The organism is Pseudomonas glycinis (genome assembly GCF_054871425.1).
Genome location: NZ_JBTYHF010000002.1, coordinates 218,490 through 236,064 on the forward strand (window position 1 = coordinate 218,490; position 17,575 = coordinate 236,064).

Annotated in this window: 14 protein-coding genes and 1 pseudogene; 7 read left to right on the forward strand and 8 right to left on the reverse strand. The window is 62.6% G+C overall.

The annotated features are described in order from the left end of the window. Nucleotides 1–40: 40 nt before the first annotated feature. The 7 genes and pseudogenes from ACYSTU_RS05035 to pilG form a co-directional block, all read right to left on the reverse strand. A pseudogene (locus tag ACYSTU_RS05035) lies at nt 41–235 on the reverse strand (DUF6124 family protein); the annotation flags it as partial. A 125-nt stretch (nt 236–360) separates the two neighbouring features. Continuing rightward, nucleotides 361–831 (reverse strand): chemotaxis protein CheW, encoded by a 471-nt coding sequence (locus ACYSTU_RS05040; RefSeq protein ID WP_498996513.1) that lies wholly within the window; start codon nt 829–831, stop codon nt 361–363. Beyond that, nucleotides 824–6,739: a hybrid sensor histidine kinase/response regulator gene (locus ACYSTU_RS05045; RefSeq protein WP_498996516.1), complete on the reverse strand. Its 5,916-nt coding sequence runs from the start codon at nt 6,737–6,739 to the stop codon at nt 824–826. Before ACYSTU_RS05045 ends, ACYSTU_RS05040 begins: the two co-directional genes overlap by 8 nt. Before the next feature lie 11 nt (nt 6,740–6,750). Continuing rightward, on the reverse strand, nt 6,751–8,799 hold the full coding sequence (locus ACYSTU_RS05050) for a methyl-accepting chemotaxis protein (protein WP_016772746.1): 2,049 nt from the start codon (nt 8,797–8,799) through the stop codon (nt 6,751–6,753). A 272-nt stretch (nt 8,800–9,071) separates the two neighbouring features. Next, entirely contained in the window at nt 9,072–9,611 is a 540-nt protein-coding gene (locus ACYSTU_RS05055; RefSeq protein WP_016772745.1) for a chemotaxis protein CheW, read from the reverse strand. 10 nt (nt 9,612–9,621) lie between these two features. Continuing rightward, on the reverse strand, nt 9,622–9,987 hold the full coding sequence (gene pilH / locus ACYSTU_RS05060) for a twitching motility response regulator PilH (RefSeq protein WP_016772744.1): 366 nt from the start codon (nt 9,985–9,987) through the stop codon (nt 9,622–9,624). 60 nt (nt 9,988–10,047) lie between these two features. Next, entirely contained in the window at nt 10,048–10,452 is a 405-nt protein-coding gene (gene pilG, locus ACYSTU_RS05065; RefSeq protein ID WP_016772743.1) for a twitching motility response regulator PilG, read from the reverse strand. Between the two features lie 225 nt (nt 10,453–10,677). On the opposite strand from pilG, the gene gshB reads away from it, so the two are divergent. The 7 genes from gshB (at nt 10,678) to ACYSTU_RS05100 (ending at nt 16,967) form a co-directional block, all read left to right on the forward strand. Beyond that, nucleotides 10,678–11,649, forward strand: coding sequence for a glutathione synthase (gene gshB, locus ACYSTU_RS05070; RefSeq protein WP_310403419.1), 972 nt, complete (start codon nt 10,678–10,680; stop codon nt 11,647–11,649). Nucleotides 11,650–11,777: 128 nt separating this feature from the next. After that, on the forward strand, nt 11,778–12,677 hold the full coding sequence (locus tag ACYSTU_RS05075; protein WP_039757551.1) for an energy transducer TonB: 900 nt from the start codon (nt 11,778–11,780) through the stop codon (nt 12,675–12,677). Between the two features lie 392 nt (nt 12,678–13,069). Further along, entirely contained in the window at nt 13,070–13,642 is a 573-nt protein-coding gene (locus ACYSTU_RS05080; RefSeq protein ID WP_016772739.1) for a YqgE/AlgH family protein, read from the forward strand. Further along, nucleotides 13,642–14,079, forward strand: a complete 438-nt coding sequence (ruvX, locus tag ACYSTU_RS05085) for a Holliday junction resolvase RuvX (RefSeq protein ID WP_016772738.1) — start codon at nt 13,642–13,644, stop codon at nt 14,077–14,079. Before ACYSTU_RS05080 ends, ruvX begins: the two co-directional genes overlap by 1 nt. 81 nt (nt 14,080–14,160) lie before the next feature. Next, nucleotides 14,161–14,667, forward strand: coding sequence for a bifunctional pyr operon transcriptional regulator/uracil phosphoribosyltransferase PyrR (gene pyrR, locus ACYSTU_RS05090; RefSeq protein ID WP_024014655.1), 507 nt, complete (start codon nt 14,161–14,163; stop codon nt 14,665–14,667). Nucleotides 14,668–14,694: 27 nt separating this feature from the next. Further along, nucleotides 14,695–15,699, forward strand: coding sequence for an aspartate carbamoyltransferase catalytic subunit (locus ACYSTU_RS05095; RefSeq protein ID WP_123441731.1), 1,005 nt, complete (start codon nt 14,695–14,697; stop codon nt 15,697–15,699). Next, the gene (locus ACYSTU_RS05100; RefSeq protein WP_042606567.1) at nt 15,696–16,967 is read left to right on the forward strand and encodes a dihydroorotase; all 1,272 of its coding nucleotides are present in this window, start codon (nt 15,696–15,698) and stop codon (nt 16,965–16,967) included. The genes ACYSTU_RS05095 and ACYSTU_RS05100 overlap by 4 nt, the downstream gene beginning before the upstream one ends. A 152-nt stretch (nt 16,968–17,119) precedes the next feature. Here the strand turns inward: ACYSTU_RS05100 and ACYSTU_RS05105 are convergent, their stop codons facing one another. After that, nucleotides 17,120–17,554, reverse strand: a complete 435-nt coding sequence (locus tag ACYSTU_RS05105) for an NINE protein (protein WP_016772734.1) — start codon at nt 17,552–17,554, stop codon at nt 17,120–17,122. Between the last annotated feature and the right edge of the window lie 21 nt (nt 17,555–17,575).

The following is a 17,575-nucleotide window of genomic DNA, read 5'->3' on the forward strand; positions in this document are numbered from 1 at the left end:
GCTCCCTCTCCCTCTGGGAGAGGGCTGGGGTGAGGGGCTTTCAGTCAGTGGGCACCATTTTGTCCAGCACGCGATTCACCGCCATCTCCGCCACCATGACAATCTGCGCGATGCCCTGCAGGGTCTTGCGCTGTGAGCCGTCTACCGAGGCGGCGTGGTTGTGCAGCATCACCGTCGCCGAACCCAGGGTTTCACAGGCGTCGGCCAGCAAGGATTCGGTGTCGGCTTCGGGATTGATCGTTCCCACGCTCTGCGTGGGAATGCCTCCACGGACGCTCCGCGTTCGGCTCTTAATGGGACGCGGAGCGTCCCGGGCTGCATTCCTTTGCTGCGCGTGGGAACGATCAGTCAAGCCTTGGATCAGCGGGCCAATCCCGCCTCCACCAACAACTTCTCCAGCCCCAACAAATCCGGCACCTTCGCCACCTGCTCGCCCACCTGCACCGCCGCCTGCTCCAGCGCACACAACGGCACATCCACGTAACTCAACTGACTGTCCAGCTTGTACGACCGAGGAATTCCCTGCACCAACAGGGCGATGAATCTCAGCTCGGGCAAGCCGCCCAGCGCATTCAGAATGACGATCCGCGCCCGTTCGCAGATGACGATTTTCTGCCCGCAGGCCGATTCGAAACTGATCAGCGGAATCTGCCGCTCGCGCCACGTTACCCGGCCCAGGTACCACGGCGGCGTGTCGAGGTCGAAGGCGCTGGCCTGGTAGTCGATCAGCTCGGCGATGGCGACATTCGGCAGGATCAGGTTGCGATCGGCCAGCGGCAGCAGCAGCCCGGTGAGCTGGCTGGTGCGCGGGTTGTGCCGGTGCTCATGCATGTTTCTTGCTCCACTGGGCGATGCTCTCCAGCAACACCGATTCCTGATACGGCTTGCCGAGGTAGTCGTTGACGCCGATGGCCATGGCGCGGTCGCGGTGTTTCTGCCCGGTGCGCGAGGTGATCATGATGATCGGCAAGTGGCGCAGGCGTTCGTCGGCGCGCACCTGGGTGGCGACTTCGAAGCCGTCCATGCGCGGCATTTCGATGTCGAGCAGCATCAGGTCGGGCATGTGCTCTTCGAGCAGCAGCATCGCATCGACACCGTCCTTGGCGGTCAGCACGTTCATGCCGTGACGTTCGAGCAAACGGCTGGTGACCTTGCGCACCGTCACCGAGTCATCGACGACCATGATCAGCAGCGGCTTGTGCGGCTCGCTGTCGATCTCCGTGCGCGCCGGCTCTTGCGCCAGGCGCGCCTGCATCGCCCGGATCGGTGCGAGCAGATCCAGAATCAGCACCACCCGGCCGTCGCCGAGAATCGTCGCCCCCGACACGCCCTGCACCGCCGCGAATTGCGGGCCGAGGCTCTTGACCACGATCTCGCGAGTGCCGGCCATGGCGTCGACCAGCACCGCAACATGGCGGTCGTTGCAATGCACCAGCAGCACCGGCAACGGCAGGTTCTGCCCGAGCAGTTTTGGCCGTGGCGCAGTCTTCAACAGCTCGCCCAGGTAGCACAGTTCATAACGCTGGCCGGCGTATTGATAACTCGGCGGATCCTGACGGAAGTGCCCTTCCAGATCATTCGGCAACACGCGCACGATGCCTTCGATGGTGTTCAGCGGGATCGCGTACTGATCCTCGCCGCACTGCACCATCAGCGCGCGGTTGACCGACACGGTGAACGGCAGGCGAATGCGGAAATGCACGCCCTGCCCCGGCACCGAATCGATGCTCATGCTGCCGCCCAGCTGACGCACTTCTTCGTGGACCACGTCCATGCCGACGCCACGCCCGGAAATCTGGGTGATCTTTTCCGCCGTGGAGAAACCCGGCTGGAGAATGAACTGCAACACGTCGCGGTCGCTGATCTCGGCGTCGGGCGCCAGCAGACCGCGCTTGATCGCCTTACGCCGCACGGCTTCCAGCGGCACCCCGGCGCCGTCATCGCGGATGTCGAAAACCATGTCGCCGCCCTCGCGGGACAGATCGAGGGTGATCTGCCCTTGCGCCGGTTTACCCGCCGCCAATCGCACCTCGGCAGATTCGAGGCCATGGTCGACGGCGTTGCGCAGCATGTGTTCCAGCGGCGCGGCCATGCGCTCCAGTACGTTGCGATCCATCTCGCCATCAGCGTTGCCGACGACGAATGCGACATCCTTGCCCAGCTCTTCGGCGACCTGACGCACGATGCGTTTCAGACGCGGCACCATGCGCTCGAACGGCACCATGCGCGTACGCATCAGGCCTTCCTGCAACTCGGTGTTGATCCGCCCCTGTTGCTGCAACAGGTTTTCCGCGTCGTGATTGCGGCGGTCGAGGGTTTCCTTGAGGTCGAGCAGGTCCGAGGCGGATTCGAACAGCGCCCGCGACAGTTGCTGAAGCTGCGAATGGCGGTCCATTTCCAGCGGATCGAAGTCTTCATAACCGAGGCGTTCGCCATCGACTTGCTGGCGGCTGAGGATGCGCCCCTGGGTTTCGGTGTCGAGGCGGCGCAACTGATCGCGCATGCGCTCGATGGTGGTTTCCATCTCGTTGAGAGCAATCTGCGCATCGTTGACTTGCTGCTCGATCCGTCCACGAAAGATCGAGGTTTCCCCGGCCAGATTGACCAGTTCATCAAGCAGCTCGGACGAAACCTTGACCATGTCCGCGCCAACATCGGCGGCCGGTGGCGCAGCCTCGGGCTTAGCCACCGGTGCCGCGACCGGCGCCGGCGGCGCTTCAACCTGCACCGGGTGACTGAAATTCTGGATCGCGCTGATCAGCCGATCGGCCGGCGGGCACGGTTGCCCGGCGCGCACGCCATCGAGCATTTGCGCCAGTCGGTCATGGCCACGCTGCACCAGCGCGAACAGTTCGGCAGACGGTTGCAGCGCACCGGTGGAGAGGCTTTCGTAGAGAAATTCCAGCTCATGGGCGAGGTCGCCGATCGGGCCGATTTCGACCATCCGCGCGCCGCCCTTGAGGGTGTGCAGATCGCGCAGCAGGGTTTCGATTTCCTGACGGTTGCCCGGCTCGGCCTGCCAGCGCAACAGCGCGGCGCCGGAGCTTTCGATGATGTCGAAACCTTCTTCGAGGAAGATCTCCAGCAACTCCGGATCATGCCCGGCGTTGTCGTGTTCGACCGCTGCGGGGGATGATTCACTGGCGGCCTGGCCCTGACGCAACTGACGGATCGCGTCGATCAAATCCTGCGCCGGAGTCAGCGCTTGATGCGCTTGCAGTTGCTCGAGCATCAGTGCCAAACGCTCATGACTGTGCTGCAACAAACCTTCGAGCGCGGCGCTGTGGTTGTAGCGTCGATCAACCAGCCCTTCGTAGAGATTTTCCAGTTCCTGGGCAAGGTCGCCGACGGCCTCGACCTCGGCCATGCGCGCGCCGCCCTTCAGCGTGTGCAAGTCGCGCTGCAATGACGACAGCGGCGCGGCGTTGTCCGGATCCTTGCGCCAGCGCTGCAAGGCTTGCCCGGCGCTGTCGAGAATGTCCACCGCCTCTTCGAGGAAGATTTCGACGATCTCGTCGTCAGGCTCGAGGGCGGCAACCGATTGCTGCAATTGGGCGGTGGCGCTGCCCAGTTCGCGAATATCCAGGGTGCGACTGCCGTCGCTGCGGATCAGGCCCATCGCCGCCGGGTCGAGGCCTTCGTCGAGCAGTTCCTGCAAGGCGCGAATCCGCTCCGGTTGCGGGGTGATTTCCTGGCCGGCAGCGAGTTCGTCGAGCATGTTGATCAGCGCTTCGTGGGCCAGTTGCGCTTCGTGGAAAAACCGCTCGCTGACCGCCAGGCTGCTTTCTTCCACCGCGCCATACAGATCGAGCAAGGCTTCGCACAAGCCATCGACCGCCTGCAGATCGGCCAGATGCGCACCTTCGCCGAGGGTGGTCAGTTCATCGAGCAGAGCGCTGAGTTCCTGGCGTTCGCCGGGGTGCTGCTGCCAGCGCTGCAAAAGGTTTTCGGCGTCGAGGAGGATGTCCATGCCCTGGGCGAGGAAGTTGTTGATCAGCTGCGGATCGCGCTTGAGGCGCAGGCCGCTGTTAGCGCCATCGGAACTGGATTGCAGGCGCTCGGCGAGCAGCGCGTCGGTGCGTTTGATCAGCGACTGCGCACCGACAATCGGCGCCAGCGGATCGTGTTTGAGCTGACGCAGGCCGACGCGGAACAAGCCCTCGGCTTCGAGCAGCAATTCGACCTCGTCCAGATCCAGCGGCAACTGATGCGCCTTGAACTCGCGAGCCAGTTGATCCAGTGAAGCCGCCAGTTCGGCCATCGGCAATACACCGGCCATCGAGGCACTGCCCTTGAGCGTGTGCAGCGCCCGTTGCAGCTCGTCGCTGGCCGGCAACGGCACCTGTTCGGCGGCCTGATCGAGAAAACGATTGAGGCTGGCGAGGTGGGTTTCGGCTTCTTTGCGAAAGATTTCCAGCAGCAGCGGATCAAGCGCGGCGACGTCGTCGGTGTCTTCGGCAGCCAGCGGCTCATCGCCTTTGGCCAACGCGTGGGCGCGGGCGGCGAGTTGGTCGACATCGTTGCGCTGGCGCTGACGCTGGGTGGCAAATTCGTTGATCAGCTCGGGCAGCAGCAACACGGTGTCGCCGAGCAATTGGCGCAGCACCGCGCCGGGCTCGACGCTTTGTTCGAGCACGCGGTTGAGCAGGTTTTCCACCGCCCAGGCCAGTTCGCCGAGGACCAACGCGCGGACCATGCGCCCGCTGCCCTTCAAGGTATGGAAAGCCCGGCGCAGTTCGGTCAGCACGGCGCGGTCCTGGGGATTGGCGGTCCAGCGCGGCAGGTATTCGTGGAGGACCGCGAGGACTTCGTCGGTCTCCTCCAGGAACACTTCGCGCAGTTCATCGTCGACCGGTTCTTCATCCGCTGGCGGCGGCATCAGGCTGTCGGGGCTGTTGCGCGCCGGCGGGTTGAGCGCCGACAGCGGGCTGGCCAGCACTTCGGCCAGCGACTGCACGACGTCAGGGTCGTCGAGCGCTTGCAGATCCTGCATGAGCTGCGCTTCGCTGGGGCTGAGCACCTCATCGAGCACCGGCACCTGCGCTTCGCCGGGCTGCTCGTTGGCGAAGAAGCCGAGGCTGGCGAGGCTGTTTTGCGCGACATCGAGCAGATGCTCGGCGGGCGCCTGCGGGTCGTCGCTCAGGCGTTCGAGGTAATACTCCAGGCCGCTGATCACGTCGGCCAGATGATCAAGTTGTTCCCAGCCCGGTTCGTGGGCATCGAGCATCAAATGCTCGCGAATGAAACCGTTGCAGGCCTCGACCAGACTCGCTGCGCGGGCCAGCGGAATCATCGCCAGCGCGCCGCGTACTTGCGTCAGCAGCTCGGGCAGCGATTGCAGATGCTGGCGGTCCCAATCGGCGTCGATGTAATCGACGATCATGTCCTTGGCCTGTTGCAGGCAGATGCGCGCTTCCTTGATCACGATCTGATGGATCTGCGTCAGGTCGGTGGTCGGCAGGCGCGCGTCTTCGGCGCTTTGCGTCTCCACCGTGCCGACCATGCCGGCCAGCGTCGCTTCGACGTAGAGCAAGGCCCCGGCGACGTCCATGAGAATCGCGTCGTTCGGTTCGCGCTGGCCCTGAGCGAGGCTGAGCACCACCGCCAGTTGGTCGATGATGACCTTGCGCGGCTGGCCGAAACCCAGCACCGCGAGGGTGTCGGCAATCTGTCGCAGCGGCGCGAGCAGGCTGTCCAGATCCGAGGCGTGCTGGCGGTCGCTGCGCACGAACAGATCGAGGCGCTCCTTGACCCGCACCAGCTCTTCGCACAGCGCTGCCAGCACCGAGCGCATGGCATCGCGGTCGGGGCCGGCGAGGCGCGCGCGTTCTTCATCGACCATCGCGCTGTCGGGCAACGCGTCGTCCAGGGAGTAGTGATCTTTCATGGTCAGCATCTGCCCGGTGGGATGTTCGGCTTTGGCAATATAGAACAACAGACTTTTCAGCAGCTCGGCCGGCGCCGGTTGATTGAGCCCGACGATGCCCTGCTCGAGCAGGCGCTTGAGCTCTTGGTCGGCGTCCTTGAACAGGCTGCGCAGCGCCGGACTGTTGGCGATGACGCCCTCGCGCATGCCCTCGACCAATGCCGAGGCGATTTGCCACAAAGGACTCAACGGCGCGTCGCCGCTCAGCGCTTCGAGACGGCTGAAGACTTTGGCCAGATAGCCAAGGTGAGTCTGGTCGTCCTGTTCGCGCAGCAGACCGACCAGAGCCATTTGCAGCATCTGCCGCAGTTTGCGCAGCACGTTCGGCAGATCGGGCGGTTCCAGCTCGGCGAGTGCCCCGTCGCCGAGCGGCGCCAGCTCGGGCAGTGGCGGGCTGAACAGGCTGGTTTCCGCCAGCAGGCTTTCACCGCGAGCGCTGCGCAGATCGTTGATCAGCGGCAGCACCACCAGCGGCAGGTCGCGGCGGGCGCTCTGCACGCGGTCGAGGTAAAGCGGCAGTTGCCCCAAGGCTTGCAGCATCAGGTGCAAGGCTTCGTCGCGGTGCGGCACGCGTTGATGTTGCAGGGCTTCGACCAGATGCTCCATTTCTTCGGCCAGCAACGCTGCGCCGTAGAACTCGACCATTTGCAGACTGCCGTGGACCTGATGAATGTAGGCCAGGCACTCGTCCAGCCCGGGGAAGGCCTGCGGATCGTCGAGCACGGCCTCGATCGCCTGATGCGCCAGCTTCAGCGTTTCGGCAATTTCGCCCTTGACCCATTCCAGGGCCACGTAGTCGTGCCGATCACCCATAACCACTCCACTCACGCTTTATCTGTCGCCGCCGGCAAGGTGAAACCGGACACCGAACGACGCAACTGACTGGCCATTTTCGCCAGGTTGCCGATGCTCTCGGCGGTGGCCGTGGACCCCGACGAAGTCTGCGAGGTGATCTGCTGGATCACGTTCATCGTCAGCGAGATCTGCCCGGCCGAAGACGTCTGCTGTTGCGCCGCGTTGGAAATGCTCTGGATCAAAGCCGCGAGGGTCTTGGACACGCCTTCGATTTCTTCCAGGGCCACACCGGCATCCTGCGCCAGTCGCGCGCCGCGCACCACTTCGGTGGTGGTCTGCTCCATGGAAATCACCGCTTCGTTGGTGTCGGCCTGAATCGCTCGCACCAGGGTTTCGATCTGCCGGGTCGCGGCGGACGAACGTTCGGCCAGGCGCTGCACTTCGTCGGCAACCACGGCAAAACCGCGCCCGGCATCCCCGGCCATCGATGCCTGGATCGCCGCGTTGAGGGCGAGGATGTTGGTCTGGTCGGCGATGTCATCGATCAGGCTGACGATGTCGCCGATTTCCTGGGACGACTCGCCGAGGCGCTTGATGCGCTTGGCGGTGTCCTGAATCTGTTCGCGGATGTTGTCCATGCCGTGGATGGTGTTGTGCACCACCTCGTTGCCTTTGTTGGCGATTTCCACGGAACGCTCGGCCACCGCCGACGATTCGGCAGCGTTGGCCGAGACCTGATCGATGGACTCGGCCATGTCGCTGATGGCTGTCGAGGCTTCGGAAATCTGCTGCGCCTGTTGCTCAGACGCTTGGGCCAGATGCATGGCGGTGGCCTGGGTTTCCTGCACCGCAGCGGCAACCTGGCCGGCGGTGAGGTTGATGGTCGCCACCAGATCACGCAATTGGTCGACGGAATAGTTGATCGAGTCGGCGATGGTGCCGGTGAAGTCTTCAGTCACCGAGGCGGTCACGGTGAGGTCGCCATCGGCGAGGTCTTCGATTTCGTCGAGCAGGCGCATGATCGCGTTCTGGTTGCGCTCGTTCTTCTCGGCGGTCTCGCGCAATTGGCGATTGGTTTCGCGGACCATGACCAGACCGATGAGGATGATCGAGGCCAGCGCCAGCAAGCCCAGCACATAGCCGCCAATGGTGTCGGTGTTGCGCCCGCCGGCCAGATGTTCGAAACCTGTAGCAAGGTGCGAGGCTTCGTCGAGCAGGGTTTGCGACAGGGTGAAGATGTTGCTCGCCGATTCGCGCACCTTGAACAGCTCTGGCGAGGTTTCGAGGATTTCGTCCACCGAGCCGGAAACGAACTGGAACAGCTCGGAGATTTCGCTCAAGCGCGCACGGGCGTCGCGGTCTTCGACCTGGCTGATTTTCAGCGCCGGGTTGCCCTGCAACATGCCGTTGAGCACCAGACCGAAACGCGCGGCATCGCGGCCAAAGGCGTCGGCGGCCTGTTGCGAGTTTTCGTCACCGGCGAGCACGGTGTTGACCGCGCCAAGAATGCGTTCAGCCAGTAGCGATTGCCGTTGCGCCATCGCTACCTGCGCCGCTGGGGCGCCGCGCTGGAGGAGGATTTCCACGACTTTTTCGTATTCGATCTGCAACTGCGGCACGGTTTCGGCCAACGTCGCGGCGACCTGATGCAGCGACAGCACGGTCTGTTCGCTGGTGAGGATCGCGTCGGTGTTTTTCAGCAGGCGTTCCCAGTCCATCTGCACCGCGCGCATTTCCGGGCGCACGGCGACGGGTGCCGGGGGCAGGCCGGTGTTCGGGTCACCCTTTTTCAGGTAACCCCAGCGCTGGGCAAAATCGTTGCGCGCATCGCTGAGCAGTTTGAAGGCGGCCGCCTTGCCCGCCGCCGCTTCGGTGGCGTTCTTGGCGATGCGTTGCGAGAGCACACGCAGTTCGCCGGCATGGCCGATGTACTGCTTGTCGTAGTTCGCCTGGGTGTTGAGGTACGCGAAGTTGGCGAACAGCAGCATGATGAACACGATCAGTGCGATAAACAGCACGATGATCTGCGCGCGACTGCGCGATGCTTCTGCCGACTTGCCTGTTTTTGCTTTTGTCATCGGTCCTCGCCTTAACCCACACCTTTGAGGCCTGCTGCAATCCCTGTGGGAGGCAACCTCATGATGAAGAAATTTTGTGGCGAGGGGATTTATCCCCGATGGGTCGCGCAGCGGCCCCAAAAACCTGAGTCGTATCGGCTACATCTCAAATACAGGTCTTGGGTCGGCTTCGCCAACCATCGGGGATAAATCCCCTCGCCACAGGTCTGTCTGACCCACAATTTTCCTGATCACATGGCCCATTCCACCCAATGGGTTCTGTGTTGTTCCTGCTATAGAGCCACACCCATAAACACCGGGGATCTGGCCAGTGCGAACAGGCTGAACACCCGCCAGTTCTGTTCGCGGCGGAAATAGCCTTTGACGAATTCAGCCTTGGAGCCCTGGCGCTTGCTGATCGACAGCGGCTCGAAACTGCCCTGTTCGAAATGCTGCAAGCCGATGACTTCGTCGACCATTACCCCGGCGAACACGTCTTCATGCTCCACCACCAATACCCGCCGCTGTTTGCGCAGCGGCGACAGTTCATGGCCGAAGAAGCCGCACAGGTCCATGATCGGCAGCAGCCGCCCGCGCAGGTTAGCCACACCCTTGACCCACGGCTTGACCCCGGGCAACTGGGTGAAGCGCGGTTCATGCAGGACTTCGCTGACTTCGCCCATCGGCGCCACATACCAATGCTCGCCGAGGCGAAAGCCGATGCCGCTCCAGCGATCCGGGCGCGCCGCTTGCGACGGCAGGTCGGCTGCCAGCAGGCGGCAGCGCTGGTCGATCTGCCAGAGCAGTTCGAACGCGGTCAGCGATTCGTTCATGATCGCGCGATCAGCCGTTGAGTACGTTGTTCAGGGTCTTGATCAGGGTGTCTTCGTCGACCGGTTTGGTCAGGTAATCCTTGGCGCCCTGGCGGGTGCCCCAGACCTTGTCGGTCTCCTGATCCTTGGTGGTGATGATGATCACCGGGATGTGCGCCGTGTCGGCATCCTTGGTCAACTGCCGGGTCGCCTGAAAACCGTTGAGGCCGGGCATGACGATGTCCATCAGCACCGCGTCGGGTTTTTCCTGACGGGCCAGGGCCACGCCGTCGGCGCCGTTCTCGGCCTTGAGCACTTCATGGCCGTGCTTTTCGAGCATGCCGGTGAGTTTGTACATTTCAGTCGGCGAATCATCGACGATCAGGATACGTGCCATGGTCTTCCCCATTTTTCTGGTCGACTGCCGGCCCGCTGGCCGAGCGTCACTGTGCGTGTCTTACTGCGGCAAAACGGCGGCGAAGCCCGGAACATGGGCCTGGATCGCGTTGAGCAGTTCTTCTTTGCTGAACGGCTTGGTCAGAAATTGATCAGAGCCGACAATCCGCCCCTTGGCCTTGTCGAACAGACCGTCCCTGGACGACAGCATGATCACCGGCGTCGCCTTGAAGGCGCTGTTGTTCTTGATCAGGGCGCAGGTCTGATAACCGTCCAGACGCGGCATCATGATGTCGACGAAGATGATCCCGGGATGGTGGTCGGCGATCTTCGCCAGCGCATCGAAACCGTCGATGGCGGTGATCACTTCGCAACCGACATTCTTCAACAATGTTTCGGCGGTGCGGCGAATCGTTTTCGAGTCGTCGATCACCATGACCTTCAAGGCGCTGGACTGCTGTTCCATAAGAGGGTTCTACCGTCGCCTTTGCGAATCAAATTGTCCGTTTTGCTGTGAATAATGGCCTGAAACCCTTGAAACCCATGGGGCGGCGCGATCTGCCAGCCTTTTTAGCACAGTCTCCAGATGCAATCTATCGACGGGTTTTTCCTTGACCCGAAACCCGCCCGGCGCCACTCTGGCGGCACTTTTTCAATACCGATCCGGTAGCCAAATTTCGAGGAAAACCCAATGAGCGTTCGCGTCGGGATTGTCATGGACCCTATCGCCAGCATCTCCTATAAAAAGGATAGCTCGCTGGCCATGCTGCTGGCCGCGCAGAAGCGTGGCTGGGAACTGTTCTACATGGAACAGAAAGACCTGTATCAGGCCGAAGGCCAGGCGCGGGCGCGGATGAGCCCGCTGAAAGTCTTCGCCAACCCGGACAAATGGTTCGAACTGGACGCCGAACAGGACAAGCTGCTGAGCGACCTGGACGTGATCCTGATGCGCAAGGATCCGCCGTTCGACATGGAATTCGTCTATTCCACTTATCTGCTGGAACAGGCCGAAGCCGCTGGCGTGCTGGTGGTGAACAAGCCGCAGAGCCTGCGCGACTGCAATGAAAAACTGTTCGCTACGCTGTTTCCGCAGTGCACGCCGCCGACCATCGTCAGCCGCCGCCCGGACGTATTGCGTCAGTTCGCCGACCATCACGGTGACGTGATCCTCAAGCCGCTGGACGGCATGGGCGGTTCGTCGATCTTCCGCCACACCGCCGGCCACCCGAACCTCTCGGTGATCCTCGAGACCCTGACCCTGCACGGCAAGCAGCAGATCATGATTCAGGGCTACCTGCCGGCGATCGTCGATGGCGACAAGCGCATCCTGATGATCGATGGCGAGCCGGTGGATTACTGCCTGGCGCGTATCCCGGCCATGGGCGAAACCCGTGGCAACCTCGCCGCCGGTGGCCGTGGCGAAGCGCGTCCACTGACCGATAAGGATCGCTGGATCGCCGCCCAGGTCGGCCCGACCCTGCGCGAGAAAGGCCTGCTGTTCGTCGGCCTCGACGTGATCGGCGAGCACCTGACCGAAATCAACGTCACCAGCCCGACCTGCATCCGTGAAATCGACAATGCGTTCGGCACTGACATTGGCGGCATGCTCATGGATGCTATCGAAAAGCAGCTGCAAGCTTCGAGCCGCAAGCCACAAGCTTGAAGCCGGCCCGCGTCAGCTTGAAGCTTGAAGCTTGCGGCTCGTCGCTTGCTTCTATGTCACTTGCAGCTAAAAACCAACATTGCGTTATCATGCCGGGCCCATGAAAACGCGATGTTGGTTTTTCTGTCATGACCCTCCCGTCCGATCTGCCCGCTGAACTCGCCCATCGCGGCGTGCGCCCGGCCGATCGCCTCGGTTTTACCCTGTTTCTCGCGGCGCTGATTCACCTGGCGCTGCTGCTCGGTGTCGGCTTCACCATGGTCGAGCCGCAGCAGATCAGCAAAACCCTGGAAATCACCCTGGCCACCTTCAAGGCCGAGAAGAAGCCGGAAAAGGCAGATTTTCTCGCTCAGGAAAACCAGGAAGGCAGCGGCACGCTGGACAAGAAAGCCCTGCCCAAGACCACCGAAGTCGCGCCGTTCCAGGACAATCAGGTCAAAAAGGTCACCCCGCCGCCCGCCGCCAAGCCAGTGGTGCAGGAAGCCGCACCCAAGGCAGCGGTGACCACCGTCGCGCCGAAACCGAAAAAGGCGCCGACCAAGAAAGAAGAAAGCAAAACCGAAGTCAAACCGACCGTCGACGCGCCGGTGTTCGACAGCTCGCAGTTGTCCAGCGACATCGCCAGCCTCGAGGCGGAGCTGGCCAAGGAACAACAGCTGTACGCCAAGCGCCCGCGCATCCACCGCTTGAGCGCGGCCTCGACCATGCGCGACAAGGGCGCCTGGTACAAGGACGACTGGCGCAAGAAGGTCGAGCGCATCGGCAACCTCAACTACCCCGAAGAAGCACGACGCAAGCAGATCTACGGCAATTTGCGCCTGATGGTCTCGATCAATCGCGACGGCTCGCTGTATGAAGTGCTGGTGCTGGAATCCTCCGGCCAGCCGCTGCTCGATCAGGCGGCGCAGCGCATCGTCCGCCTGGCCGCGCCGTTTGCACCTTTTACCGGCGATCTGTCGGACATCGACCGCCTGGAAATCATCCGCACCTGGAAATTTGCCCGGGGCGACAAGCTCTCAAGCAACTGATATTTATGTGGCGAGGGGATTTATCTGTGGCGAGGGGATTTATCCCCGCTCGGCTGCGCAGCAGCCGCAAAACCATTCCATATGGAGTGTCAGGCAGAACCCATCAAGCGATTCAGGGGCGCTTCGCGCCCCAACGGGGATAAATCCCCTCGCCACAGATAAATCCCCTCGCCACAGATAATTCCCCTCGCCACAGATAAGTCCCCTAACCACAGATAAATCCCTTCACCACAGATAAATTCCCTGAGCACAGATAAATCCCCTAACCACAGATAAACTCCCTCACCACAGCAAATCCCCTCGCCACAAAAGCTCTGTTCCAATAATGGATCTGTGTTGTTGTCAGCATCTCCAGCTTGTCAGTTCGCCCCTCGAACGCCACACTAGCGCTCATGAAAAACGTCAGCCCCAGCTACCTCAAGCATCACTTCCTGATCGCCATGCCACACATGGCCGACCCGAACTTTGCCCACACCTTGACCTACATCGTCGAGCACACGGCCAATGGCGCGATGGGGCTGGTGGTCAACAGGCCGCAAGACTTGAACCTGGCCGACATCCTCGAACAGCTGCGCCCGGACATCGAGCCGCCGGCACGCTGCCAGGATGTGCCGATCTTCATCGGCGGGCCGGTGCAGACCGATCGCGGTTTCGTCCTGCACCCGGCGGGCCAAACGTTCCAGGCCACGGCGCAGCTGGACGGCGACCTGGCCCTGTCGACTTCGCAGGACGTGCTGTTTGCCATCGCTGACGGCGTCGGCCCCGCGCAGAGCCTGATCACCCTCGGTTACGCCGGTTGGGAAGCCGGACAACTGGAAGCCGAACTGGCCGACAACGCCTGGCTGACCTGCCCGTTCAACGCCGACATCCTGTTCAACACCCGCAGCGAATTGCGCCTGGAAGCAGCAGCGCGGCACTTGGGCATCGATCTCAATCTGCTCACCAGCCAGGCAGGTCACGCCTGATGGCCCTGCGCCTGATTCTCGGCTTCGACTACGGCACCAAACAGATCGGCGTCGCGGTCGGCCAGGTCATCACCGGCCAGGCCCGCGAGCTGTGCACCCTCAAAGCACAGAATGGCGTGCCGAACTGGGATCAGGTCGAAGCGCTGATAAAAGAATGGAAACCCGACGCCGTAGTGGTCGGCCTGCCGCTGAACATGGACGGCACGCCGAGCGAGATGTGCGTACGCGCGGAGAAATTCGCCCGCCGCCTCAACGGCCGCTACAACCTGCCCTTCTATACCCACGACGAACGCCTGACCACCTTCGAAGCCAAGGGCGAGCGACTGGTGCGTGGCGGGCAGAAAGGCAGTTACCGCGACAACCCGGTGGACGCCATCGCCGCTGCCCTGCTGCTGCAGGGCTGGCTCGATGAAAACACTGCATTGTTTGAATCCTGACAAGCGCTTCGGCGCTTTTCTTTTGGTTATAAACCGAGCTTCGTCCGGCAGGACGCAGCGCGGAATCACGAAGGAGCAACCATGAGCCTGCCCAATCCCGCCGATCTGATCAGCCAGATGGCGACCCGCCTCAAGGCGCACCTTGCCCAGCGTGACATCAGCGAACCGCGTTACATCGGCATCCGCACCGGCGGCATCTGGGTCGCGCAGGCGCTGCTCAAGGAACTGGCCAGCGATGCGCCACTGGGCACGCTGGATGTGTCCTTCTACCGCGACGACTTCAGCCAGAACGGCCTGCACCCGCAAGTGCGCCCGTCCGCCCTGCCCTTCGAGATCGAAGGCCAGCATCTGGTGCTGATCGACGACGTGCTGATGAGCGGTCGGACCATCCGCGCCGCCATGAATGAACTGTTCGATTATGGCCGCCCGGCCAGCGTTACCCTGGTCTGCCTGCTGGACCTGGACGCCGGCGAGCTGCCGATCCGCCCGAACGTGGTCGGCGCCACCCTGACCCTGGCCGGCAACCAGCGGGTCAAGTTGTCCGGCCCCGAGCCGCTGACGCTCGAACTGCAAGACGTCACCCTTTAATCCGCCCTATTGAGAGTCCCCCTCGCGATGACGCCTCTAGATACCAAGCGCCCGCTGCAGCTCAATGATCAGGGCCAGCTGCGCCACTTCCTCTCGCTCGACGGTTTGCACCGCGAGTTGCTGACGGAAATCCTCGACACTGCCGACTCGTTCCTTGAAGTCGGCGCCCGGGCGGTGAAGAAGGTCCCGTTGCTGCGCGGCAAGACCGTGTGCAACGTGTTCTTCGAAAACTCCACGCGCACCCGCACCACGTTTGAACTGGCGGCCCAGCGGCTGTCGGCGGACGTGATCACCCTGAACGTGTCGACATCGTCGGCGAGCAAGGGCGAAACGCTGCTCGATACCCTGCGCAACCTTGAAGCGATGGCTGCCGACATGTTCGTCGTGCGCCACGGCGACTCGGGCGCGGCGCACTTCATCGCCGAGCATGTCTGCCCGCAGGTGGCGATCATCAACGGCGGCGACGGCCGGCATGCGCACCCGACCCAGGGCATGCTCGACATGCTCACCATCCGTCGGCACAAGGGCGGTTTCGAAAACCTCTCGGTGGCGATCGTCGGCGACATCCTCCATTCGCGGGTAGCGCGCTCGAACATGCTCGCGCTGAAGACCCTCGGCTGCCCGGACATCCGCGTGATCGCGCCGAAAACCCTGCTGCCGATCGGCATCGAGCAATACGGCGTCAAGGTCTACACCGACATGGCCGAAGGCCTGAAGGACGTCGATGTGGTGATCATGCTGCGTCTGCAACGTGAGCGCATGACCGGCGGCCTGCTGCCCAGCGAAGGCGAGTTCTATCGCCTGTTCGGCCTGACCACCGCACGTCTGGCCGGAGCCAAACCCGATTGCATCGTCATGCACCCGGGGCCGATCAACCGTGGCGTGGAGATCGAGTCGGCGGTGGCCGACGGCCCGCACTCGGTGATCCTCAATCAAGTGACCTACGGCATCGCGATTCGTATGGCCGTGCTGTCCATGGCCATGAGCGGGCAGACTGCGCAACGTCAATTCGAGCAGGAGAACGCCCAGTGAAGCTCAGCATTCTCGGCGCACGCGTCATCGATCCCAGCAGCGGCCTGGATCAAATCACCGACATCCACGTTGAAGCCTGCAAGATCGTCGCCCTCGGCGCCGCACCGGCCGGTTTCAGCGCAGTGGAAACCATCGATGCCCAAGGTCTGGTCGCCGCGCCTGGCCTGGTCGACCTCAACGTTGCCCTGCGCGAGCCGGGCTACAGCCGCAAAGGCTCGATCGTCAGCGAAACCCGCGCCGCCGCTGCCGGTGGCGTGACCAGCCTGTGCTGCCCGCCGAAGACCAGACCGGTGCTCGACACATCCGCCGTGGCCGAACTGATCCTCGACCGCGCCCGCGAGGCTGGCAACACCAAAGTGTTCCCGATTGGCGCGCTGAGCAAAGGCCTCGACGGCGAACAACTGGCCGAACTGGTCGCGCTGCGCGACGCCGGTTGCGTGGCGTTCGGCAACGGTCTGGAGAGCTTCCGCAACAGCCGCACCCTGTGCCGGGCGCTGGAATACGCGGCGACTTTCGACCTGACAGTGATCTTCAACTCGCAGGATCACGATCTGGCCGAGGGCGGTCTCGCTCACGAAGGCGCGGTCGCCAGTTTCCTAGGCCTGCCGGGCATCCCGGAAACCGCCGAAACCGTGGCGCTGGCTCGCGATCTGCTACTGGTCGAGCAGACCGGCGTGCGTGCGCACTTCAGCCAGTTGACCAGCGCGCGCGGTGTGGCGCTGATTGCCCAAGCGCAGGCCCGTGGCCTGAAAGTCACCGCCGATGTCGCGCTATATCAGTTGATCCTGACTGACGAAGCACTGATCGACTTCAACAGCCTCTACCACGTGCAACCGCCGCTGCGCACCCGTGCCGACCGCGATGGCCTGCGGGAAGCGGTGAAATCCGGGGTGGTTTCGGCGATCTCCAGCCATCACCAGCCCCACGAGCGCGACGCCAAACTGGCACCGTTCGGCGCGACCGAGCCGGGCATTAGCAGTGTTGAGTTGCTGCTGCCGCTGGCGATGACGCTGGTCGAGGATGGTTTGCTCGACTTGCCGACGCTGCTGGCACGTCTCAGCGCAGGCCCGGCCGAAGCCCTCCGCCTGCCGGCGGGCAAACTGGCGGTAGGTGGTGCGGCGGATATCGTGCTGTTCGATCCGAAGGCATCGACGGTGGCCGGTGAGCACTGGCTGTCGAAGGGCGAGAACTGCCCGTTCATCGGGCACAGTCTGCCGGGTGTCGTTCGCTATACGCTGGTGGATGGGCGGATTACCCACCAGGCATGACCTGCTACTGAGGGAGATTGTGGCGAGGGGATTTATCCCCGTTCGGCTGCGTAGCAGTCGCGAAGGCATTGCACGCGGTGGAACAAATCCACCGCGTTCTCGGATTCAGGACCGCTTCGCGGCCCAACGGGGATAAATCCCCTCGCCACTACTTACTGAAAGGCGCCGCGATTCTGCGCGTTGCGCACCGACACCTGATCGTTCAGGGTCCAGAAGTCATACAGCACACCAATAAAGAACAACCCGCCGGTCAGCAGATACAGCAAGCCGCTGATCCATTTGCCCTGATACATCCGGTGTACGCCGAACACACCGAGGAAAGTCAGCAGAATCCACGCGACGTTGTACTCGATCGGCCCGGCAGCAAAGCGCAAATCCGCTTCGCGATCCATCGCCGGGATCAGAAACAGGTCGATCAGCCAGCCAATCCCCAGCAAACCGAAGGTGAAGAACCAGATCGTCCCGGTCACCGGTTTGCCGTAATAAAAGCGGTGCGCGCCAGTGAATCCGAAAATCCACAGCAGGTAGCCGATGACTTTGCTGTGAGTGTCTTTTTCTTTCACGCGTGGGAGCTGATAGCTGTTCATTAAGGCCTCATTGCACTCGAT

Bases quoted from the DNA above. Each gene is read 5' to 3' on its own strand.
- ACYSTU_RS05040 (WP_498996513.1), bottom strand. From the start codon at position 831: ATGCATGAGCACCGGCACAACCCGCGCACCAGCCAGCTCACCGGGCTG.
- ACYSTU_RS05045 (WP_498996516.1), bottom strand. From the start codon at position 6,739: ATGGGTGATCGGCACGACTACGTGGCCCTGGAATGGGTCAAGGGCGAA.
- ACYSTU_RS05050 (WP_016772746.1), bottom strand. From the start codon at position 8,799: ATGACAAAAGCAAAAACAGGCAAGTCGGCAGAAGCATCGCGCAGTCGC.
- ACYSTU_RS05055 (WP_016772745.1), bottom strand. From the start codon at position 9,611: ATGAACGAATCGCTGACCGCGTTCGAACTGCTCTGGCAGATCGACCAG.
- pilH (WP_016772744.1), bottom strand. From the start codon at position 9,987: ATGGCACGTATCCTGATCGTCGATGATTCGCCGACTGAAATGTACAAA.
- pilG (WP_016772743.1), bottom strand. From the start codon at position 10,452: ATGGAACAGCAGTCCAGCGCCTTGAAGGTCATGGTGATCGACGACTCG.
- gshB (WP_310403419.1), top strand. From the start codon at position 10,678: ATGAGCGTTCGCGTCGGGATTGTCATGGACCCTATCGCCAGCATCTCC.
- ACYSTU_RS05075 (WP_039757551.1), top strand. From the start codon at position 11,778: ATGACCCTCCCGTCCGATCTGCCCGCTGAACTCGCCCATCGCGGCGTG.
- ACYSTU_RS05080 (WP_016772739.1), top strand. From the start codon at position 13,070: ATGAAAAACGTCAGCCCCAGCTACCTCAAGCATCACTTCCTGATCGCC.
- ruvX (WP_016772738.1), top strand. From the start codon at position 13,642: ATGGCCCTGCGCCTGATTCTCGGCTTCGACTACGGCACCAAACAGATC.
- pyrR (WP_024014655.1), top strand. From the start codon at position 14,161: ATGAGCCTGCCCAATCCCGCCGATCTGATCAGCCAGATGGCGACCCGC.
- ACYSTU_RS05095 (WP_123441731.1), top strand. From the start codon at position 14,695: ATGACGCCTCTAGATACCAAGCGCCCGCTGCAGCTCAATGATCAGGGC.
- ACYSTU_RS05105 (WP_016772734.1), bottom strand. From the start codon at position 17,554: ATGAACAGCTATCAGCTCCCACGCGTGAAAGAAAAAGACACTCACAGC.